At 63.8% G+C, this 19,338-nt stretch carries 21 protein-coding genes and 1 tRNA gene; 10 read left to right on the top strand and 12 right to left on the bottom strand.

Annotated features, from left to right (window positions below; genetic code table 11):
- Nucleotides 1-15: 15 nt before the first annotated feature.
- Entirely contained in the window at nucleotides 16-438 is a 423-nt protein-coding gene (locus K408_RS0133090; RefSeq protein WP_024342869.1) for a tautomerase family protein, read from the top strand.
- Between the two features lie 72 nt (nucleotides 439-510).
- Here K408_RS0133090 and lipB read toward each other — a convergent pair whose 3' ends face one another.
- Entirely contained in the window at nucleotides 511-1,260 is a 750-nt protein-coding gene (gene lipB, locus K408_RS0133085) for a lipoyl(octanoyl) transferase LipB (protein WP_024342870.1), read from the bottom strand.
- A gap of 67 nt (nucleotides 1,261-1,327) precedes the next feature.
- Between lipB and K408_RS0133080 the strand changes: the two genes are divergently transcribed.
- Both K408_RS0133080 and K408_RS0133075 read left to right on the top strand, forming a co-directional pair.
- Nucleotides 1,328-1,570: a FliM/FliN family flagellar motor switch protein gene (locus K408_RS0133080; protein ID WP_018647371.1), complete on the top strand. Its 243-nt coding sequence runs from the start codon at nucleotides 1,328-1,330 to the stop codon at nucleotides 1,568-1,570.
- Between the two features lie 201 nt (nucleotides 1,571-1,771).
- Nucleotides 1,772-1,856: transfer RNA gene (locus K408_RS0133075), tRNA-Leu, on the top strand.
- 174 nt (nucleotides 1,857-2,030) lie between these two features.
- Here K408_RS0133075 and K408_RS42410 read toward each other — a convergent pair.
- Together K408_RS42410 and zigA are read right to left on the bottom strand one after the other, a co-directional pair.
- Complete coding sequence (locus K408_RS42410; RefSeq protein ID WP_155248760.1) at nucleotides 2,031-2,207, bottom strand: hypothetical protein; 177 nt, start codon at nucleotides 2,205-2,207, stop codon at nucleotides 2,031-2,033.
- Between the two features lie 10 nt (nucleotides 2,208-2,217).
- On the bottom strand, nucleotides 2,218-3,420 hold the full coding sequence (zigA, locus tag K408_RS0133065; protein WP_024342871.1) for a zinc metallochaperone GTPase ZigA: 1,203 nt from the start codon (nucleotides 3,418-3,420) through the stop codon (nucleotides 2,218-2,220).
- Between the two features lie 401 nt (nucleotides 3,421-3,821).
- Here zigA and K408_RS0133060 point away from each other — a divergent pair, with 401 nt between their 5' ends.
- Nucleotides 3,822-4,430 (top strand): cysteine hydrolase family protein, encoded by a 609-nt coding sequence (locus K408_RS0133060; protein ID WP_024342872.1) that lies wholly within the window; start codon nucleotides 3,822-3,824, stop codon nucleotides 4,428-4,430.
- Nucleotides 4,431-4,481: 51 nt separating this feature from the next.
- Here K408_RS0133060 and K408_RS0133055 read toward each other — a convergent pair whose 3' ends face one another.
- From K408_RS0133055 to K408_RS0133030, 6 genes are all read right to left on the bottom strand, one after another.
- Nucleotides 4,482-5,264: a Crp/Fnr family transcriptional regulator gene (locus K408_RS0133055; RefSeq protein ID WP_024342873.1), complete on the bottom strand. Its 783-nt coding sequence runs from the start codon at nucleotides 5,262-5,264 to the stop codon at nucleotides 4,482-4,484.
- A gap of 153 nt (nucleotides 5,265-5,417) precedes the next feature.
- On the bottom strand, nucleotides 5,418-6,572 hold the full coding sequence (locus K408_RS0133050; RefSeq protein WP_024342874.1) for a DUF305 domain-containing protein: 1,155 nt from the start codon (nucleotides 6,570-6,572) through the stop codon (nucleotides 5,418-5,420).
- Nucleotides 6,569-6,748 (bottom strand): hypothetical protein, encoded by a 180-nt coding sequence (locus K408_RS0133045; protein WP_024342875.1) that lies wholly within the window; start codon nucleotides 6,746-6,748, stop codon nucleotides 6,569-6,571. Before K408_RS0133045 ends, K408_RS0133050 begins: the two co-directional genes overlap by 4 nt.
- A gap of 169 nt (nucleotides 6,749-6,917) precedes the next feature.
- Nucleotides 6,918-8,522 carry an alpha-amylase family glycosyl hydrolase gene (locus K408_RS0133040; RefSeq protein WP_024342876.1) on the bottom strand — a complete coding sequence of 535 codons (1,605 nt, stop codon included), beginning with the start codon at nucleotides 8,520-8,522 and terminating at the stop codon, nucleotides 6,918-6,920.
- Nucleotides 8,503-9,072, bottom strand: a complete 570-nt coding sequence (locus tag K408_RS0133035) for a hypothetical protein (protein ID WP_024342877.1) — start codon at nucleotides 9,070-9,072, stop codon at nucleotides 8,503-8,505. The genes K408_RS0133040 and K408_RS0133035 overlap by 20 nt, the downstream gene beginning before the upstream one ends.
- Nucleotides 9,073-9,083: 11 nt before the next feature.
- Nucleotides 9,084-10,259: a zinc-dependent alcohol dehydrogenase gene (locus tag K408_RS0133030; protein ID WP_024342878.1), complete on the bottom strand. Its 1,176-nt coding sequence runs from the start codon at nucleotides 10,257-10,259 to the stop codon at nucleotides 9,084-9,086.
- A gap of 152 nt (nucleotides 10,260-10,411) precedes the next feature.
- On the opposite strand from K408_RS0133030, the gene K408_RS0133025 reads away from it, so the two are divergent.
- Nucleotides 10,412-11,194: an SDR family NAD(P)-dependent oxidoreductase gene (locus K408_RS0133025; RefSeq protein WP_024342879.1), complete on the top strand. Its 783-nt coding sequence runs from the start codon at nucleotides 10,412-10,414 to the stop codon at nucleotides 11,192-11,194.
- Between the two features lie 455 nt (nucleotides 11,195-11,649).
- Here the strand turns inward: K408_RS0133025 and K408_RS0133015 are convergent, their stop codons facing one another.
- On the bottom strand, nucleotides 11,650-12,045 hold the full coding sequence (locus K408_RS0133015; protein ID WP_028146105.1) for a response regulator: 396 nt from the start codon (nucleotides 12,043-12,045) through the stop codon (nucleotides 11,650-11,652).
- 78 nt (nucleotides 12,046-12,123) lie between these two features.
- On the opposite strand from K408_RS0133015, the gene K408_RS0133010 reads away from it, so the two are divergent.
- The 4 genes from K408_RS0133010 to K408_RS0132990 all read left to right on the top strand — a co-directional run bounded on the left by K408_RS0133010 (nucleotide 12,124) and on the right by K408_RS0132990 (nucleotide 17,670).
- Nucleotides 12,124-13,131, top strand: coding sequence for a chemotaxis protein CheB (locus tag K408_RS0133010; protein ID WP_024342881.1), 1,008 nt, complete (start codon nucleotides 12,124-12,126; stop codon nucleotides 13,129-13,131).
- A 9-nt stretch (nucleotides 13,132-13,140) separates the two neighbouring features.
- Nucleotides 13,141-13,407: a hypothetical protein gene (locus K408_RS0133005; RefSeq protein WP_024342882.1), complete on the top strand. Its 267-nt coding sequence runs from the start codon at nucleotides 13,141-13,143 to the stop codon at nucleotides 13,405-13,407.
- Nucleotides 13,408-13,741: 334 nt separating this feature from the next.
- Entirely contained in the window at nucleotides 13,742-16,912 is a 3,171-nt protein-coding gene (locus K408_RS0132995) for a CheR family methyltransferase (protein WP_024342883.1), read from the top strand.
- Nucleotides 16,912-17,670 (top strand): Crp/Fnr family transcriptional regulator, encoded by a 759-nt coding sequence (locus K408_RS0132990; protein WP_024342884.1) that lies wholly within the window; start codon nucleotides 16,912-16,914, stop codon nucleotides 17,668-17,670. Before K408_RS0132995 ends, K408_RS0132990 begins: the two co-directional genes overlap by 1 nt.
- A gap of 57 nt (nucleotides 17,671-17,727) precedes the next feature.
- On the opposite strand, the gene K408_RS42405 is transcribed toward K408_RS0132990, so the two are convergent.
- On the bottom strand, nucleotides 17,728-17,928 hold the full coding sequence (locus K408_RS42405; protein ID WP_155248761.1) for a hypothetical protein: 201 nt from the start codon (nucleotides 17,926-17,928) through the stop codon (nucleotides 17,728-17,730).
- A gap of 295 nt (nucleotides 17,929-18,223) precedes the next feature.
- Here K408_RS42405 and K408_RS0132980 point away from each other — a divergent pair, with 295 nt between their 5' ends.
- Nucleotides 18,224-18,406, top strand: a complete 183-nt coding sequence (locus tag K408_RS0132980; protein ID WP_024342886.1) for a hypothetical protein — start codon at nucleotides 18,224-18,226, stop codon at nucleotides 18,404-18,406.
- A gap of 476 nt (nucleotides 18,407-18,882) precedes the next feature.
- Here the strand turns inward: K408_RS0132980 and K408_RS41515 are convergent, their stop codons facing one another.
- On the bottom strand, nucleotides 18,883-19,167 hold the full coding sequence (locus tag K408_RS41515; protein WP_080654984.1) for a hypothetical protein: 285 nt from the start codon (nucleotides 19,165-19,167) through the stop codon (nucleotides 18,883-18,885).
- Nucleotides 19,168-19,338: the final 171 nt, after the last annotated feature.

Here is a 19,338-nt window from a genome sequence, read left to right as displayed (position 1 = left end):
TCGAGGAGAACCGCCATGCCCCTGATCACCGTGTCCTACACCACGTCCCGCCAGTCGCCATCGCTCAAGGCCGACATCGCGAACGCCGTGTCCGAGCTGACCGCTGAGATCCTGCACAAGGATCCCAGGGTCACCGCCATCGTCGTGAAGTCGGTGAATGCCAGCGATTGGTTCGCCGGCGGCAGGTCGCTCGCGGAGCAGAAGCTCGCAAGCTACTGGATCGACATCCACGTCACCGAGGGCACCAACACCAAGGACGAGAAGGCGGCCTATCTCGCTGCCATGTTCAAGCGTATGGCCGAGATCCTCGGCCCGCTGCATCCCGAGACGTACCTGCATGTCGACGACGTCAAGGGCGACGCCTACGGCTTCGGCGGCCAGACCCAGGAGCGGCGCTATATCGCCGGCAAGCTTGGCATGTCCTTCGAGGCAGCGTGATGGCTGTCGTCGCGGGTGAGGAATCTCACCCGGTACCTGAACCGTGTGGAGCGCTTCCAAGAGCGCGGAAGCTCAGACCACAGCTTCAGGCGCCGGAGCTGTGGTCGGTCCGAACAGCTGCTCGAATGCCTGCCGGAGTGCGATGTCAACATCGGCCATGGTCGCGAGCTGGCCGAGGTCGACCAGCGAGGTGACGCCGTAGCGGGCGTCAGTGACGCCGCAAGGCACGATGCCGGCGAAATGCGACAGCTCCGGCTCGACATTGATGGCGATGCCGTGGAAGGAGACCCAGCGCTTCAGTCGGACGCCGATCGCGGCGATCTTGTCCTCGTGCCCAGGTCCCTTGTCGGGCCGCTTCACCCAAACTCCGACGCGGTCCTCGCGCCGCTCGCCGCGGACGTTGAAGGCGGCCAACGTGCGCAGAATCAGCTCTTCGAGGCTCGCGACATAGGCGCGAACGTCCGGCCGGCGACGTTTGAGGTCCAGCATGACATAGGCCACCCGCTGGCCGGGCCCGTGATAAGTGAGCTGCCCGCCGCGTCCCGTCGCGAACGTCGGGAATCGGGCCTCGAGCAGGTCGGATTCCTTGCCTGAGGTGCCCGAGGTGTAGAGCGGCGGGTGCTCGAGCAGCCAGACCTGCTCCGGGGCCTCGCCCGCCGCAATCGCGGCGACGCGGGCCTCCATGGCCGCGACCGCCTCCGGGTAGGGGACGGGCGCATCCGAGATCCGCCACTCGACTGGCTCGCCGCCCGAGGCGGAAAACGAGGTCAGGTCCAGCGCTTCACGCCGATCCTGGCTGGGGTTCTTGGGGGAATTAACCATTGGCTAACCATAACGTGGTGATGATCGCAGGCGCAAATGCCAGTCTTATGTTGCGACGGTCCTGACAGTGCCCACTCTCGATAAAGTCACCGTGGATCTCATGGTCGTCCTGGGGACGACCACCATGCCGATCCATCAGGTATTGCGTCTTTCCCGCGGCGCCATCATCGAACTGGACGCAACTGAGGCGGACGAGGTCAAGGTGTTGGCGAACAATCTGCCGGTGGCCTCCGGGGTCGTCCTGGTCGACCGCAACCGGATCGCCGTCGAGGTCAAGCAGATGCTGCCGCGCTCGCCGGGGACCCGGTAAAAGCCCAGGGCACGCGGTGGCAGCCTTTGCACGGGACACCGGCTTGGTCACGAGCAAATGGCCAATTGGGGCAGGGGCTGGAACTTTCCTGCAAAGCTTGTGGAATTCAGGGCCTCTGCAGGCTTGTACCCCTCTGATGGATTTGTTAGATCGGCGCCGTTGATCCGGCCGGCCTTCAAGCCTCAAGCCGGCATCCCCAAAGCGCTCGTGGCGGAACTGGTAGACGCGCTGCCTTGAGGTGGCAGTGAGTAAAATCGTGGGGGTTCGAGTCCCTCCGAGCGCACCACCGGCCTGTATTTCGGTTGAAATCGTCGCGATGCCCGGTCGGCGTGCGGAACGCAGGCCTGCGTTCAGTGCGAATTCCTCGGTCTCAAACGCTCGCCTTGGGCGCGCGCTCAGCCGCCCTCTGCGAGCTAGTTGTGATCGTTTCGTGCGACCTTCGAACGCCACCTGCATTCCGTCACGGCTCCCTGTCAGCCAGAGGGTGGATCGACGTCCTCGGCTCGGTCTGATCATCGTCTTGCACGCCGGCGCTGGTGACCGGTGGGAATATGCTGTCGTAGATGGCGCGAGCTTCGCGGATCAGGCGCTCGCGTTCGAGCTCGGATTTCGATACGAATCGAACGACGTTTTCCATGGGGGTCTCGCTAGGCAGCGTCCGCACGGCGCCAAATCGGGAATGGGTCCGGGAGCTTTGCCCAATCCGCGATGTTCATGGCAGGTCTTCCAGGCACGAGGCATGCGTCCAGGCGGGAGCGGATCGAGTCCTCGTCCATGTTGGTGCCGATGAACACGATCTCCTGACGACGATCGCCATAGATCTCGCTCCAGTTGGCGCGCAGCCGCGTCCGCCAGGCTGGATCGTCCGGCCATCGTTCCGTTGGCACGCTCGCCCACCAGAAACCGAGCGCCTCAGTGCGGATGATCGAGCCTGCCTGGCTGATTTCGCCGAGCCATTGCGGTCGGGTTGCCAGCCAGAAATGTCCCTTGGCGCGGATCACCCCCGGCCCGGGCTGTTTGATGAATTGGTCGAATCTGGCGGGATCGAAGGGGCGGCGGGCACGATAGACGAAATGCTTCACGCCGTATTCCTCGCTCTCCGGCATATGATCGGCGAAGCCATACAGCTCTTTGAACCAGAGCGGATGCTGCTGCGCCTTTTCGAAGTCGAACCGGCCGGTGTCGAGGATGCGGTCGAAAGGGACGCGGCCGTAATTGGCTTCGATGAGATCGGCCTCCGGATTGAGCGCGCGAATGATCTTGCGCGCCGCCTCGCGCTGCGCCGGGGTGGAATCATCGACTTTGTTGAGCACGATGACGTCGGCAAACTCGATCTGCTCGACCAGCAGATCGACCAGCGTGCGCTTGTCGTTCTCGAGCGCCTGCCCGCGTTGTTCGAGAAAGTCGCTCGACGAATAGTCCTTGAGCAGGTTCACCGCGTCGACCACCGTGACCATGGCGTCGAGCCGTGCCACGTCGGAGAGGCTGTCGCCGTCTTCGTTGCGGAAATCGAAGGTTGCCGCGACCGGTAACGGCTCGGAGATACCGGTCGACTCGATCAGCAGATAATCGAAGCGCCCGTTTGCCGCGAGGGTGCGTACCTCCTTCAGGAGATCGTCCCGCAGTGTGCAGCAGATGCAGCCGTTAGTCATCTCGACGAGCTTTTCGTCGGTCCGGGACAGCTTGGCACCGCCATCCCGAACCAGGTCCGCATCGATGTTCACCTCGCTCATGTCGTTCACGATCACCGCCACCTTCAGGCCGTGCCGGTTGTTCAGGACGTGGTTCAGCAAAGTGGTCTTTCCAGCCCCGAGGAAGCCGGACAAAACGGTGACGGGGAGTTTTTGCATGGAGATCAAAGAGCCTTTTCAAGGGGATACGGCGTCGGCGCTGGGACTGAGGCATCGGGATCGAAATTGTTATGTTATAACATAACATTTGTTGGATGCCAGTCTGTCAAGTCGCATTCGAGTAACCATCCCAGCATGGTGACTGGTCGCTACCCACTTCAGCCACGCCAAGTCTTTCCCGATCCCGCGAGCGAGGGTCCGGATTGTGCGGTCCGGCACGTTTGGGCGGCGAAGCCTTCGAGCACCGCGCGCGCCGAGAATGTCAGGGTGGGGAAGCGCAGCCCGCGTGAAGGCGCACGGGGCAAATTCCGAGTCTGCCGCTGCTTCGCCGCGGTTCGGAACCAAAGCCTCCGTAAGCGCATTCGCAACGGGTCGCTGAATGCGCCTGACGGTGGAGGACGATGAGGGACAGCACGTCGGAGGTGGCCCCAATCAGGGAGGCCGTTCACCTCTGCATCGACATGCAGCGCATTTTCGCCCCCGGCGGTCTGTGGGCGACGCCCTGGATGGAACGGGTTCTGCCCACGATCGCTTCGATCGTTGCGCGCCATCAGGACCGAACGATCTTCACGCGCTTCATCACTCCGCAGGATCCAGAGGATCGCCGGGGCCAGTGGCAGAGCTATTTTCGGCGCTGGCCGCAGGCCACCCGCAGGCATCTGCCGCCATCCGCTCTTGAGCTTGTGCCGGCCTTGGACCGGTTCGTTCCGCCGGCCGCCGTCATCGACAAGCCGGCTTATTCGGCGTTCAGCAATCCCGGTCTTGCAAGCCTGCTCGTTGAAAAGAAGGTCGGCACCGTCGTGATATCAGGCGCAGAGACGGACGTCTGCGTGCTCTCGACGGTCCTGAGCGCCGTCGATCTCGGCTTCAGGATCGTCATCGTCGAGGACGCGCTGTGCAGTTCGTCCGACGTCGGGCACGATGCACTCATGACGATGTATCGTACCCGCTTTCATGGCCAGGTCGACCTGGTGACAGCGGAGGAGCTGGCCGAATTCTGGCGGGAGTAGGAAGCGGAACACGATCCGCGATCGCAGAGGCGCGCAACACGCTCCCAGCGTTCAAGCGACCGCGACGTCAGCAGTCATCGAGTTCGCGTGCGGCAGCCGCGCATCGTCCGTGCCGGATCGAATGCTCAGATAGGCCGGGTCGAAGCCGGCGAGCCGAACCAAGCCCGGCCAGTCCGTGATCGTCAAGGTCCTGCCTTGCCATTGCAGCAGATTGGCGCGGCGCAGCTCCTGGATAGTGCGATTGGCGTGAACGGGGGAGATGCTGCAGGCCGCGGCGAGGTCGGACTGGGTGAAGGGCGAAGACAATCTGAGGTCTCTGGCAAGGCCGACGATTTGCAGCCGCACGGTGATCTCGCATAGCAGATGCGCCACGCGGGTCAGTGCGTCCCGGCTGCCGAGGTTCACCGTCCAGTTGCGCTGGATCGCATGTTCGGCGAGGAGCATCAACAGCATGGCCTGCGACATCGCCGGCGAACGCGCTGCGACTTCGCGGAAGAAGCGGTGCGGCACGAGGGCGACGATGGCGGGTCCGAGCGCGATCAGATTGCCCTCGATGCGCGGGCGATGGAGGGTGTGCAGGTTGGCGATGTCGCCGGGCACGCAGATCGCGGTGATCTGCCCATCGGCGCTCTCGTGGTTCTGCCAGGACAGATATCCTTGGAGCAACAGGCAGCAATGGGTCGCCTCGTCGCCGTGCCGCAGGATGGTCTGATGCGTGCCGAAATGCGCAATGCTGCTCGGCATGTCCGCAAGCAGGTCGAGATCGTCGGTCGTCAATTCGACGAGGCTCGTCAGCCGATCGGCGAGTTTCGAGAAAGCAAATCCTGCCTGCATGTCACGTCCGATTGCCAACCCCCGTGTGCGACATTGACCGAGGAGGGGGACAGGAGGCATTAACCTTTGATACGTTTGCTCCGAATGCGAGCGGCGGAGCGAGACAAACAGCCGGAACTCGCAATGCCCGCGCGGCTCGCCGACCCAAATCTCTCAATTGACGTTGTCGCCGAACATGTTGCGAACCGCGGTGGTAACGGCGGCAACGCCGCTTACGCCTTGCATCAGCCCAATCTCGCCTTGCTGCTCATGGCGAATGGCGTGGGCCATGACGCGCAGACGCGGATCGCCGCTGCTTCGCCACATCTGGTCGGCCATCCTGACTGCACCCCGGTGATGCCTGCTCATTATCTCGACAAACAGCGCGTCGAACTGGTCCGGCGGCGCAGTCCTGATCTGTCGCATCTCGGCCGGCACCAGAAAGCCGGGCATCGCCGCACGCTCCTCCGTGCTGCAGTCTGGCATCTCCGTGTCGAACCAGCTCAGCCACCAGTTCTCGAAGATCCGGTTCTCGCCGCTTTGGCTCGCGACCATCATCATCGCGAGCTTTCGCAGGTGCGGGTCCTGCGCGCGCTCCGCGCCAACCCGCGCCAGCTCGATGCCCTGGGCATGATGCGCGGTCATGTGACGGATGTAGGTCTGGTCCTGATCCCTGTCGCGGCCCATCCATGGCAGCTCGTGACCATGACTGCCAAAGAATGCGATGGTTCCGAGCACTACAACCGCAGCCAGCGCGCCGGTGATCCAGGCGTTGGTGAACCGCACGTCGCGCCGCGGCGCATTGCCGTGTCTCCAGCGCAGGCGGGCGAACAGAGGATACATCACGGCCGAGGAGCCATGGACAAGCAGGCCGATCCAGTAGGGCTGCTGCAGCGTGAACAGCGGCTGCCAGAACGGAAACAGCGGCACCAGCACGAACCATTCCATGCCGGAAGAGAATACGGCCCAGGGCAGCGCGAGCAACAGGATCGTCATCGGCCGCAAGTCTGCGGTCCAGCGCCCGAGCACGCCGAAGAAAACCAGAGCCCAGGAAAAATCCGCCCATTGGTGAAAGGCGATCCCGGTCAGGATCGTGCTCCAGGATGGCTCGGAGCTGATCGCCCAGTCGCGCGCGGGAATGGCGGCGACCGTCATCCAGTCGACCGCGGCGTCGCGGCCGATGCGGGCGGCGGAGAGCTGGCTGACGATGGTGGAGAAAGTGCTGCTGATCAGGCCGAGCTCGGCGGCGGCGATCCAGCTCGAACGCCGCCGCTCGCCGGTAGCGGGTCGCGGTCCACTGCCAATTGCTGGTCGCGGCTCCGCGTTCACGTCAGCTGCTTGAGCTTCTTCAGCGGATTGAGCTCGCTCGGCTTGTCCTGTTCGTCGCGCCCGCGCTCGGCTTGCGCCTTGCCCTCATCGTGGAGATCCTGGTCGCCGATGATCTCGCCGACAGCCTGCTTCGTCTTGCCTGCGATGCGTTGCTGAAGACCCTTGGTCTTGCCCATGAGCTGCCTTCCGATATGTCTGCCTGCGGGCTCACGCCACTGGCCCCGGCGCCTGAACGGGGGCATTGGGCACCGGGGCTGCGGTTTCGTCCAAATTGCCTCCGGCGGCGGGGGAGACGCCGAAGGCGTTGATCAGACGCGCTGGCGCCCGGATGGTTCCTGCTTGCGATCACCGAGGCTCGAGCGCGATGATCACGCCTTCGTTGCCTCGAAGCAGGATCGAAGCGTCAGCCGACGGCCCGGACGGCCGGTCCAGATGCGTCGACATCACCAGGCGACCGCGACCTTGCCAATGGAGTTTTCGCGGCTCGGCTGCGATGTTGAGCGCGACCAGAATTTCGTTGCGGCCGTCGATGCGTTTGTAGGCGAGGACATCGTTCTGCGAGCGCAGCGGTTCGTAAGCGCCGCATCGCAGGCCGGCATGCTCGTGCCGCAAGGCCATCAGCCCGCGAAACAGCGCCAGGATCGACCGCTCGTCGCGCTGCTGTACGGCAACGTTGGCCGCGCCATCGGGTGGCTCCAGCGGCAGCCAGGGATGGCCCGTGGTGAAGCCGCCGTCGCGGCTGTCATCCCATCGCATCGGCGCGCGTTCGGGATCGCGGCACAAACCATATCCGGGCACGAGCTTCTCGAAGGGATCGCGGACGCGGTCGGACGGAATGGGGACGCGCTTGCGGCCGATCTCGTCGCCCATGAAGAAGAACGGCGTTCCCCGCAGCGTCATCAGCAGCATCGCCACGACACGCATCTGCGGCTCGCCGATCTTGCTCGCGATCCGCTGCTTGTCGTGGCCGCCGATGACCCAGACCGGCCAGGCATGATCGGGAATGGCACTCAGATAGGCATCGATCGTCGCCTGCAGCGACGGGGCGTCCCATTGTGAATCGAGCAGGGCGAAATTCAGGGGCAGGTGCAACCGCGGCCGGTCGTTTCCGTAGAAGTGCCCGATGCGGTCGGTCTTGCCCTGGACTTCGCCGCACAGCATGCGCCCAGGATAGGCGTCGATCACCTCCCGGATGAACTCGATGCAGTCCATCGTTTCCGGTCTGTCGTCGGTGAACACGGGTGTCTGCCGCTGCGGCGGCGGCTTGCCCTCTGCTTGCGGATTCGGCGGATTGTCGCGCAGCAGCTCGTCCTTGATCAGGACGGCGCTGGCATCGACGCGAAAGCCGTCGACGCCGCGATCGAGCCAGAAGCGCATGGCATCGGCGATGGCGGCCCTCACGTCCGGATTGCGCCAGTTCAGGTCGGGCTGCTCGACCAGAAAGGAATGATAGTAATATTGTCGCCGCGGCTCGCACCATTCCCAGCCGCTGCCGCCGAACCGGCTCAGCCAGTTGTTGGGCGGGCCGCCGTTCTCGGCAGGATCGGCCCAGATGTACCAATCGGCCTTGGCGCTGTTGCGCGAGCTCGAGCTCTCGACGAACCATGCGTGATCGTTCGCGGTGTGATTGGGGACGAGGTCGAGAACGAGCCGGATGCCCGCGGCGTGCAGCGCCTCGACCAGGCGGTCGAACTCCTCGAGGCCGCCGAAGGCGGGGTCGACCGAGCAATAGTCGGAGATGTCGTAGCCGAGGTCGCGGAACGGACTCTTGTAGATCGGCGTCAGCCAGACCGCGTCGACGCCGAGCCACTTCAGGTAGTCGATGCGCGACATCAATCCTGCGAGGTCGCCCTTGCCGTCGCCGTTCGAGTCCTGGAAGGAGATCAGCGCGATCTCGTAGATGACGGCGGATTCCCACCACGCCGTTTCGTCACGGGACGCGACGCTCATCGCCTTGCTTCACCTCGCTACGACCGGCATGCGCTGCGATCTGCCTTGCCGCAGTTCTGGCGTTCTCGATGCCCTTGGGGAAGCCGCTGCGGTTCGGGTAAAGCTTGCGCCGTGCATCGCGAGCCGGGCGTCGCGGCTTGGTGTCCTGTGCGGCCCGATAGTCGAGCACGGCGATACCGCCGACCATCAGCAGCGCCAGCGCGATGTTGCCCTTCTTGGGATTGTCAGCCGTCAGCCCCGATAGCAACGCGGCGGCATCGAGGCCGTCGCCGCCGACGCGGGCCCACAGGCCGGCGTTCTTGTCGACCGAGAGCGACATCACGCCGGCCAGGATCTCGCGCACGCCGAAAGCGCGGACCAGCGTCTCATGGCCTTCCATGCCGACCGCTTCCGTGACGCGTCTCGGCGCAAACAATTCGAAGGCGCCGAGGCCGATGCTGAACCAGCCGAGCGCCCGCGCGAGCTGGTCGGCGGGCTGCTTCAGGCTCGGCCCGCCCTCGACGATCTTGGGGTCGCCCTTGGTGCGTACGATGTTGGAGAAATGAAACATGAGTCTGCTCCTCAGGGCTTCAGCACGACCTTGACGCAGGAATCACGCTTGTCGCGGAACACCTGGTACATCTCCGGTCCCTGGCTGAGTGGGACGGTATGGGTGATGACGAAGGACGGATCGATTTCGCCTTCTTCGATGCGGCGGAGCAGGTCGTCGGTCCAGCGGTTGACGTGGGTCTGGCCGGTCCGCATCGTCAGGCCCTTGTTCATGAACGCCCCCATCGGAAGCATGTCGGACAGACCGCTGTACACGCCTGCCACCGAGATGATGCCGCCCGGCCTGCAGACATAGATCATCTCGCGCAGCACGTGCGGCCGATCGCTCTCGGCCATGACCATCTGCTTGGCGCGGTCGAGTAGCGTGTCGGGCAGGGACGGCATCACGTGCGATTCCATGCCGACGCAGTCGATGCACTTTTCCGGCCCCTTGCCGTCGGTCAATTCCTGGAGCCGCTCCACCACGCTTTCGGTCTCGAAGTTGATCGTGGTGGCGCCGCCGGCTTCCGCCATGCTGAGCCGCTCAGGCAGGCAGTCGATCGCGATCACCTGGTTGGCGCCGAGCAGGAGGGCGCTGCGGATCGCCATCTGGCCGACCGGGCCGCAGCCCCAGATCGCGACCGTGTCGGTCGGCTCGATGTCGCATTGCACGGCGGCCTGCCAGCCGGTCGGGAAGATATCGCTGAGGAACAGCAATTGCTCGTCGGGGATTCCCGCGGGCACCTTGATGTGGGTGGCATCGGCGAAGGGCACGCGCAGATATTCGGCCTGGCCGCCCGGATAGCCGCCGGTCAGATGCGTGTAGCCGAACAGGCCCGCGGTGGTGTGGCCGAACACCTTGTCCGCCAAATGACGCTTGCGGTTGGTGGTCTCGCAAACTGAAAAATTACCGCGCTTGCACTGGTCGCATTCGCCGCAAATGATCGTGAAGGGCACGACGACGCGGTCGCCCTTCTTCAGCTTGCCGTTGACGCCCGAGCCGACCTCGACCACTTCGCCCATGGTCTCGTGGCCCATGATGTCGCCGGGCAGCATGCCGGGAATGAAGTTATGGAAGAGATGAAGGTCGGAGCCGCAGATGGCGCAGCTCGTGACCTTGATGATGGCGTCGCGCGGGTCCTGGATCTCCGGGTCGGTGACGGTGTCGCACCGGATGTCCTCCTTGCCGTGCCAGACCAGCGCCTTCATCTCCGTCCTCCCGTTTGAACCAGCTGGCTTCTAAGTCCGGGAATGAACGATGGTTGCTATCGTCCCGCGCAAATTATTCGCACTGCGCAAAATAGGAACGAGAGGGCAGGGCAGCGATTGGAGGTCATCACCTCGATTCTAGGAATGTGCGCATGCCCGCCAATCAACTCGCCATCGTCACAGGCGCCTCAACCGGTATCGGCTTGGAACTCGCAAGATGCTGTGCCCAGGCAGGTTTTAACCTCGTCGTCGCCGCGGACGAACCGCAGATCGAGCGGGTGGCCGTCGATCTGCGCCGCCTCGGTGGAAGCGTGGAGCCTGTCGAGGCCGATCTCGCTACGACCGAGGGTGTCGACAAGCTGTGCGCAGCCGTCGGCGACCGGCCGATCGATGCGTTGCTGGCCAATGCCGGGGTCGGCCTGGGCAAGGCCTTTCTCGACCAGGACTTTGCCAGGGTGAAGCACCTCATCGACACCAACATCACCGGCACGCTGTATCTGATCCACCGCGTCGGCAACGGGATGCTCCGCCGCAATGCCGGCCGCATCCTGATCACCGGCTCGATTGCCGGCTTTATGCCCGGGAGTTTCCAGGCCGCCTACAACGGCAGCAAGGCATTCCTCGATTCATTCTCGTTCGCCCTGCGCGAGGAGCTGCGGGACAGCGGCGTCACCGTCACCTGCCTGATGCCGGGTCCGACAGAGACCGAGTTCTTCCGCCGCGCCGAGATGATGGACACTAAGGTCGGCACCGAAAAGAAGGACGGCGCCTACGATGTCGCCAAGGTCGGCTTCGATGCGATGATGCGCGGGCAGGCCGACGTCGTCGCCGGGATGAAGAACAAGATCCAGACCACGGTCGCCAACGTCACACCAAACGAGATGCTGGCCAAGCAGCACCGCAAGATGGCGGAGCCGGGCACGGCAAAGTCATAGGTTTCGTGCGCGCTTTGGCGGCGTTCGCCGCGGCGGCAGTCTCGAATTCGTTCAGGTAGGGAGAGACGATTCACACAGCTTAATGCGCAGCGGTCCGGTAGCGGTCACATTTTGACCGATGGAGAAAGGGGGCAGCGATGGCTATGAATCGTGTTGAACTGGCCTTTATCGCGACCGCTATCACGGGTTTCCTCGTGATGCTGGCGGCGCTCGTCTGGATGATGATGAGCTGACTTGGGGAGGTTGCCGCCTTGCGCGTCGCGCTACCTTACGCCGCAGTCATCCTGTGCCTGGTCGTGACGGCCTGGCTTGCCTTCGCGCATTTGTTCTGATCGTAGGTCGGCGGACTCGGGGCCGCGGGCTTTTCCGGTCGACGGCGCGAGCGAGCTGCGCAGATCGAGCTTCCTTCTATTCTTGTGCTGCGATGCAGGCCAAATGACACGCCTCGTGCTTGGTCACACCCTGGGCTCCGCGATGAGCCCAGTCAGCTTCTGCGCCATCGCGGGAAGATCGATCGGCTTTTCCATCAGCGGCACGTCCTGAAACTCCGGACCGAGCGCGACTTTGTCGTACCCCGTGGTGAAGACGAACGGGACGTTTCGCGCTCTCAATTCGCGGGCGATCGGAAAGACCATCTCGCTGCGGATGTTGACGTCGAGCACGGCGGCATCCAGGACGCTGCCGTCGCGCAGGACCCTGAGCGCGTCCTCGAAATCACCGAAGGGCCCCGCGATCTCCGCGCCCATTGCCCGGAATGTCTTGCCGATGTCATCGGCGAGGAAATACTCGTCCTCGACCACGAAAATGCGACGCCCCGCGAGCGGTGCGCCCCGGTGCGACCATGCCGTCATGCTGTCAACCTCCTAGGAACATAAAACGGCGCTCCGCCTTGGTGCAAACTGCAAACGATGCAATCGGAGGCGAGTTCCATGAGCAACCGTGACATCATAGTCATCGGGGGCTCGGCGGGAGCCACTGCGCCACTGAAGCAGATTTTGGGCCGTCTGCCCGCCGACTTGCCGGCCGCCGTTTTCGTCGTGCTGCACATCCCGGCGCAAGGCATCGGCATTCTCTCCACCGTTGCCAGCAGAGCCGGGCCGCTTCCCGTGCGCCAGGCACAGAACGACATGAAGATCGCGCCGGGCCGGATCTATCTTGCCGCGCCGGACCATCATCTGCTGCTGTCCGGGGATCACATTTTCCTCGGCCGCGGACCGCGCGAAAACATGGTGCGGCCCGCGATCGACGCCCTGTTTCGCTCCGCTGCCCTCTACCACGGACCGCGCGTGATCGGCGTGCTCCTGAGCGGACTGTTGTCGGATGGCGCGGCCGGCCTCAACGCCATCAAACGCTGCGGGGGGATGGCCGTGGTGCAGGACCCCGCGGACGCAATCTCAGAGGAGATGCCGCGGTGCGCAATGGAAGCGACGACGGTCGACCTCTGCGTTCCCGGCGCCACAATGGGTGACGTGCTGTCCGAACTCGTCAGGGAGCCGGCCGGCGCCGCCCTGGCCATCCCGCCCGAGATCAGGCTCGAGGTCGAGATCGCGGCCGGGGAGCGCATCGGCAGCGACAATCTGGTCGCGGTTGCGGACCCTGTCGGGCTGACCTGCCCGGCGTGCGGTGGCGTGCTTTCGAAAGTCAAGGACGCGCGCCCCATGCGCTTCCGCTGCCAGGTCGGTCACGGCTTCACGGCCGATGCGCTCGCCAAGGAGCAGGAGGGACGCGTCGACGAAGCCCTGCGCGTGGCGCTGCGGATCATCGAGGAGCGGGCAGAACTGGTGCAGCGGATGGCAGCCGATGGTCGGCGCAGCGGTCGCGCTGCCGTGGCCGAGATGTACGAGGCCAGGGCGGTCGAATATCGCGAATACGCCGACATGATCCGGCGCGTCGTGCTGAAGTCGCTCGACCGTCCCAACGGCGAACGGGAAGCTTGAAGGCTTGCTATGGCCGTCTCCCTTGCCGAACGCACCGCACAGCTCGAAGCCGAGCGAGGTCTGCTGGTGAAGGCCGATCAGGACATCGAGGAGGGCTGGCGGCGCATCCACGATCAGGAAGATCGGGTTCGTGAGCTCATGGCTGGCGGCCACGATACGTGCCAGGCGGAGCGGCTGGTCAGCCTGCTCAAGCAAACCGTGGTGGAGTGGGAGCGGCACCGTGTTCTGATCGCGGAGCGGGTCGAATATCTCCGCCAGGAGGTCGCGGCGGGATAGCACGCAAAGGCATCTCTCCTGAACTCTGTGCTCAGCTCGGATATGGCGTTGAGCTGCCATTCCGCTACTGGCGCCAGCGCTCGTTCTCCGCCAGCAGGCGGCTGGCGTCTGCGTTGGCGCGATCGGCGCGCCTGATCAGATCGGCAAGCTCCTCCCAGATTGGCATTGCGGGTTCCTCCGCTAGCGCCGGCGAGTTTGGACGCGGCAACGGAGCTGACGACGCCCCAAGTTCAGGGACATTTTTGCGTTTAATGTGTTGGGATAATATCGTTTCCTGTTATTTGCAGAGGCCGGGGCGCCATTGGTCCCGGAGCGAACGAGAGCCACCAGAGCCATGCATGACGTCGGCGACCAGCCGGTCCAGGGAGAGCGCCAGATCAAGACTCCGCTGATCATAGGGGTGGGCGCCTCGCCCGGCGCCCTGGACAGCATCGAGCGCTTCTTCAGCAGGCTGACCATCGGATCCGATCAGGCGATCGTGCTGGCGCTTCAGAACCATGAAGCCTTCAACGAGCGGCAATTGCGCGAGATCGTGCAGGCGTCCAATGGCGGCAAGCTCACCGATATCAGTGACGGCCACCCGATCGAAGGCGGCTCGGTCTATCTCTGCCCGCCGTCGATGATCACCACGATCCAGAGCAACCGGTTCGCGCTGCGCAAGGCAGAGCAGGCGCCCGGCGAGCGCGCAACGATCGACAGCTTCCTGGTCTCCTTGGCGGAGGAGCGCGCCGAGCAATCGATCGGCGTCGTCCTGGCCGGCACCGGCGGCGATGGTACGCTGGGCACCGCGGCCCTGAAAGACCACGGCGGTCTTGCCATCGCCGAGAAAGTCGCAGGGCTTGATGAGCCTGAGCACCTGCGCGACGGCAACACGCCCGCCGCGATCGCCGACTATGTGCTGCCGCCGGAGGATATCCCGGAGCATATCCAGGTCTATGCTCGTCATCTCAGGCGACTGGACGAGAAGCAGGGCTTCGACGAGGTTCTGGCAACCGCCGCGACCTCGCTGTTCCGCATCGCCGATATCCTGCGCAGCAGGACCGGCAATGATTTCCACGGCTACAAGCAGAACACCTTTCTGCGCCGCGTGCAGCGGCGCATGCAAGTGGTGCGGATCGACGACATCGCTGCTTACGCCGATTTCCTGCGCAACGACAACGACGAGGCTCAGCACCTCTTCAATGACCTCCTGATCGGTGTCACCGAATTCTTCCGGGACAAGCGCGAGTTCGAGGTGCTGGAAGACCAGATCATCCCGAAGATATTCGAGGGCAAGGGAGCGGGCCAGCAGGTGCGCGTCTGGGTACTCGGCTGCGCCACGGGCGAGGAGGCCTATTCGATCGCTATTCTCCTGCGCGAGCATATGGCGCGCATGGATTCCGTGCCGCAGGTCCAGGTCTTCGCCACCGACATCGATGGACGCGCGCTTGCGACCGCCCGCGTCGGGCGTTATCGCACCAATATCGAGGCGGATATGACCGGCGAACGCCTGACGCGCTGGTTCGTGCGCGAGGGCGACACTTATAGCGTAGTGAAGGAGCTGCGCGAGATGTGCATCTTCTCGCAGCACAACGTCATCAAGGATGCGCCGTTCTCCAGGCTCGACCTCGTTTCGTGCCGCAACCTGCTCATCTATCTCAATGCCGAGTTCCAGAACCGGGTCATCCCGCTGTTTCATTTCGCGCTGCTGCCGGAGCGCTATCTATTCCTCGGCAATTCCGAGAACGTGACCCGGCACCCCAAGCTGTTCGCGCCGGTCGACCGTCGCGCCCGGATCTTCAAGAAGCTGGAGACCGGAACCCGGCTGCCGCCTGAATTTCCGATTACGACCGCGGCCGGCCGGGTGCCGGTCGAGGTGCCGGCAATACGCTCGTTCGGCTCCGACGTCGGCCTGGAGCGGCGCGCGCAGCGCATCGCGGAGCGCTATGCGCTCGCCTATGTCATTACGGACGACAATTTCCAGGTCCAGCATTTCTCGGGGCGTACCGGCCGCTACATCGAGCCGATGGCAGGCGCTGCTACGCTGGACCTACTTCAGCTCGTGCACCGCGATCTGCGTCTGGAGTTGCGTACCGCGCTCTGCAGCGCCGCCGAAACGAACGAGCCCGCCCATGCCGAGCAGGTGCAACTCGGAGTGAACGGTCAACGCCTTCTGGTCGACATCACCGTCGAGCCGATCCAGGACGGCGGCGGGGACCAGCGCAATTTCGTCGTTCTGTTCAAGGAAGGTCCGGTGCGAAGCGTCGAAGCCGATCAGAGCGGCACCAACGCGTTGGTGCGCACCGAGCAGGTGGAGCGCCTCGAAAACGACCTGCGCGCCACGCGCGAGCGCCTTCAGGCGACCATCGAGGAGCTCGAGAGCACCAACGAGGAGCTGAAATCCTCCAACGAGGAATATCAGTCGCTCAACGAGGAGCTTCAGTCCGCGAACGAGGAGCTGGAGACCTCGCGTGAGGAATTGCAGTCGGTCAACGAGGAACTGACGACCGTCAACGGCGAACTGGCCCACCGCGTCCAGGAATTGACGCGTGCTACCAGCGACCTGAAGAATTTCCTCGAAAGCACGCAGATCGCGACCGTATTCCTCGACAATGATCTGCGGGTCATGAACTTCACGCCTGCGATTACGCAGATCCTCCACCTTGTCGAGACCGACACTGGCCGGCCCGTCGGTCACATCAAGGCCCGCGTGCCGATCGAGGAGCTCTATGATGACATTCGTCGGGTGCTGCGCACGCTCGCCAGCGTCGAGCGCGAGCTGAGCGCGCCGGACAGCGGCACGCGCTACATCGTGCGCATCCTGCCCTATCGCAGCATCGACAATTTCATCGCCGGCGTCGTCCTCACCTTCATCGACGTTACCGCAATCACCCGTGCCGAAGAGCGACAGCGCCTGCTGCTGGCCGAGCTCCAGCACCGCGTTCGCAACACGCTCGGCGTGGTGCGCTCGATTGCGCGACGCTCGGCGGAAACGAGTTCGACCGTGGAGGAGTATGCCTCTCATCTCGATGGCCGGCTGAACGCCTTTGCACGCACGCAGGCGCTCGTGACTCGAGATCCCGAAGGCGGCGTCGATCTCGAATATCTCGTGATCGAGGAGCTGCTTGCCTACAATGCCCGGGAAGGCGAGCAGATGCGGGTTTCGGGACCGAAGGTGCGCTTCCAGCCCAAGGCGGCAGAGACTTTCGCGCTTGCGGTCCACGAGCTCGCCACCAATGCTCTGAAATACGGCGCCCTGAGCCAGCCCAGCGGGCGGATCGAGGTAACTTGGCGTGTGGACGAGAGCATCGAGCCGGCGGAGCTGCTGTTCGAATGGCGAGAGCGCGGCGGGCCACCCGTGAGCCCGAGGCCACGGAAAGGATTCGGTACCGAGCTTCTGGAGCGTACGCTGGCGTTCGAGTTGAAGGGGCAGACCACGATGGTGTTCAATCCGTTAGGGCTGCAATGCACCATCGCCATTCCCCTGAGCAAGCGCGCCTTCCATACACCGGTGGTTGCCCTCTGATGCCGTTGTCGACAGCCGATCGCAGCGTTTTGGAGCCGGTCGTTCGCCGGCTGGGCGCGCTCAGGACGTTGTCGACCGAGGCTCGGGCATCGCTCGAACTTGCCGTTCTCGACGGTCTCCAGCGGGCCGGCTCGGGCGAAGACCTGGTAACGGAGAGTGATCCCGTCGATAGCGTCCGGGTCCTGCTGTCGGGCTGGCTTGGCCGCTACAAGATGCTGGAGGACGGCCGCCGCCAGATCGTCAACTTCATCTTCCCGGGCGAGAGCTGCGATGCGCACGCCTACCTGCTGGGCGAGATGGACCATTCGATCATGACCCTGACGCCGGTAGTCTATGCCGAGATAAAGCGCGCTCGCTTCGAGAGCCTGCTGGCGAAAAACCCGACGCTGTCTGAGGCTTTCTGGTGCGAGACGCTTCTCAACAATGCAATCCAGCGCGAATGGGCCATCAATCTCGGCCGTCGTGTCGCGCTCGAGCGCGTGGCCAATCTGTTCTGTGAGATATTCGAGCGGCTCCGCCCCGTGGGCATGATCGACCGCAATTCCTGCATCATGCCCGTGACGCAAATGGATCTCGCGGATGCCACGGGACTGTCCGTGGTTCACCTCAATCGGACACTTCAGGAGTTGCGTGGGGCTGGGTTGATCGTGCTGCGCGAGCGGACACTGACCATCCCGGACCTTGATGCGCTCAAGAACGCGGCGTTGTACTCGCCGAGTTATCTGCGACTGTATCGAGGGGCTGAAATGACCCGATGAGCCCGGCGTCCTTCGCGCGGGTTTCGTCGCCGCAAGTTGGTCCGGCCGGAAGCGTCCTTACACGTCACCACGTTTTGCGACGCTGCTCTCCTGGTGATCATCACCTTGTCCGTTTGGGAAGGGCTCGTGAGTTCTCCGGCCGAGAAACGTATCCGGCAGGGGAAGCTCCAGAGCTTTTCGTGCCTCGCGAATGGCGTCGCGAACCTGCTCCACGTGCTTCTCGTCCGACTGCAACGGAAAATGGATTTGCTTCGCCATCAGGCGCTCCCCGAGTTACGCAGGCGGGAGCACCATTGGTCTCTCAGCCACCGGCGCCTACGGGCAGAGCCTCAGCCGGTGATGGAGTGACCTTATACCAGCCGTGGCGTTTCGGCGAGCGGAAACGGGGCGCCGCCTGGCAATTCGCATCCCGGTCACCGGCTCTTGGTTGAAGAAGCGCCGCACCTGTTGCAAGCACTTGATCTAGGTTAGTTCTTTGAGCTTTTTGAGCCATTGGCTCGCTTTGAGTAACCTATGCAAGAGAACGCAAGCGAGACTCGTCGCACGATGCGGGATGCCTGATGCCCTGTTTGCACGCTCCGCACGCGCTATCGAAGAGAGCCGCTCCCTCCGGGAGCAGCACAGGCGAGATGCGGACCACTACCGCGAGACCGTGAACGATTTGCGTTTGGCGATCATGGACAGCGCGATGCTTCGCTCCGAGCTCAAGGCGCACCGGGACAACGAGAAACCGTGACCCTGGTCTTTTTGTGTGGATGCGCAACCCTTGTCCGTCTCGCGACGTTGATTGCTCGTACGGCCGCACGGCCGGCGCCTCATCGACGTCAGCACGCAGTGGCGCGCTCGGCCTCAAGTCCCAGGAGAACGCCTGATGACGCGACATCGATTCAAGCAAGTCGAGAATTTAGAGACGCGCTTGGCCGCGGAAGCTGAGCGGCTACGCGAGGAAGCCAAGGCGCTTCCGCCCGGCGCGGCGCGGGACGCCACGTTGCGCAAGGCGCGTCAGGCGGAAACGGGGTCTCAGATGAGCGAATGGCTACGGTCACCGGGCCTGCAGCCGCCTCACTGAGGGCGGGATGCCCGCAGCACGCGGCGGGAACGGGTTAGATCTCGGCGCGTAACGATGCGCTGATGTCGTGGGCAGAAACCTGAAAATGAGCGCCACGTCCATCGTCCCCGTTGCGTCCGGTTGTCGCCCCGGCGGTGCGTCGGTCAGCGCCGTTTCGCGGCTTTGGTTCGCCGGTTGTACGGCGGGCGGTTGACGGGTCTCAGAGAAATTCCTTCGCGTTGCGCCTTGCTCCGAATGGCCGCGACCGGGCGTTGAAGCTTGATGCTCATCACGCCGGTTGGCGTGTTGCCTTTCGCAAGCTGCTTAAGCTTGCTCACGTCCGCAGGAGTCCAAGGCTGCCGCGCCCGACGCTTGTACGCGGGATTTGCCTTGCGCGGTCCCTTGCGGCCGATCGGTGAGCCCGGCCGTTTCCATGCTGCTTTTGCCATGATGATCCTCCTTCAAGTCGTTCTTGAACATGCGAATCAGCATTTCGGTTCCGCCGTATCTGGTGACCGAGAGCCAAGCCTTCTCCTCGGCAAAATCTCGCGCCGTTAACTTATGGAAATGCTGGAACCGGAAGTCGCGGCGGAAGCTACAAACGCGCTTCCGGAACTGGG

The sequence above is a fragment of the Bradyrhizobium sp. in8p8 genome, from assembly GCF_000426845.1.
GTDB classification, from domain to species: domain Bacteria; phylum Pseudomonadota; class Alphaproteobacteria; order Rhizobiales; family Xanthobacteraceae; genus Bradyrhizobium; species Bradyrhizobium japonicum_C.
Note: the sequence above shows the minus strand (reverse complement) of the source record. Positions and strands in the feature narration are given on the sequence as shown.

Excerpts from the sequence above, each read along its gene's own strand:
- K408_RS0133090 (WP_024342869.1), top strand. The coding sequence starts at position 16 with ATGCCCCTGATCACCGTGTCCTACACCACGTCCCGCCAGTCGCCATCG.
- lipB (WP_024342870.1), bottom strand. The coding sequence starts at position 1,260 with ATGGTTAATTCCCCCAAGAACCCCAGCCAGGATCGGCGTGAAGCGCTG.
- K408_RS42410 (WP_155248760.1), bottom strand. The coding sequence starts at position 2,207 with ATGGAAAACGTCGTTCGATTCGTATCGAAATCCGAGCTCGAACGCGAG.
- zigA (WP_024342871.1), bottom strand. The coding sequence starts at position 3,420 with ATGCAAAAACTCCCCGTCACCGTTTTGTCCGGCTTCCTCGGGGCTGGA.
- K408_RS0133060 (WP_024342872.1), top strand. The coding sequence starts at position 3,822 with ATGAGGGACAGCACGTCGGAGGTGGCCCCAATCAGGGAGGCCGTTCAC.
- K408_RS0133055 (WP_024342873.1), bottom strand. The coding sequence starts at position 5,264 with ATGCAGGCAGGATTTGCTTTCTCGAAACTCGCCGATCGGCTGACGAGC.
- K408_RS0133045 (WP_024342875.1), bottom strand. The coding sequence starts at position 6,748 with ATGGGCAAGACCAAGGGTCTTCAGCAACGCATCGCAGGCAAGACGAAG.
- K408_RS0133040 (WP_024342876.1), bottom strand. The coding sequence starts at position 8,522 with ATGAGCGTCGCGTCCCGTGACGAAACGGCGTGGTGGGAATCCGCCGTC.
- K408_RS0133035 (WP_024342877.1), bottom strand. The coding sequence starts at position 9,072 with ATGTTTCATTTCTCCAACATCGTACGCACCAAGGGCGACCCCAAGATC.
- K408_RS0133030 (WP_024342878.1), bottom strand. The coding sequence starts at position 10,259 with ATGAAGGCGCTGGTCTGGCACGGCAAGGAGGACATCCGGTGCGACACC.
- K408_RS0133025 (WP_024342879.1), top strand. The coding sequence starts at position 10,412 with ATGCCCGCCAATCAACTCGCCATCGTCACAGGCGCCTCAACCGGTATC.
- K408_RS0133015 (WP_028146105.1), bottom strand. The coding sequence starts at position 12,045 with ATGACGGCATGGTCGCACCGGGGCGCACCGCTCGCGGGGCGTCGCATT.
- K408_RS0133010 (WP_024342881.1), top strand. The coding sequence starts at position 12,124 with ATGAGCAACCGTGACATCATAGTCATCGGGGGCTCGGCGGGAGCCACT.
- K408_RS0133005 (WP_024342882.1), top strand. The coding sequence starts at position 13,141 with ATGGCCGTCTCCCTTGCCGAACGCACCGCACAGCTCGAAGCCGAGCGA.
- K408_RS0132995 (WP_024342883.1), top strand. The coding sequence starts at position 13,742 with ATGCATGACGTCGGCGACCAGCCGGTCCAGGGAGAGCGCCAGATCAAG.
- K408_RS0132990 (WP_024342884.1), top strand. The coding sequence starts at position 16,912 with ATGCCGTTGTCGACAGCCGATCGCAGCGTTTTGGAGCCGGTCGTTCGC.
- K408_RS42405 (WP_155248761.1), bottom strand. The coding sequence starts at position 17,928 with ATGGCGAAGCAAATCCATTTTCCGTTGCAGTCGGACGAGAAGCACGTG.
- K408_RS0132980 (WP_024342886.1), top strand. The coding sequence starts at position 18,224 with ATGCCTGATGCCCTGTTTGCACGCTCCGCACGCGCTATCGAAGAGAGC.
- K408_RS41515 (WP_080654984.1), bottom strand. The coding sequence starts at position 19,167 with ATGGCAAAAGCAGCATGGAAACGGCCGGGCTCACCGATCGGCCGCAAG.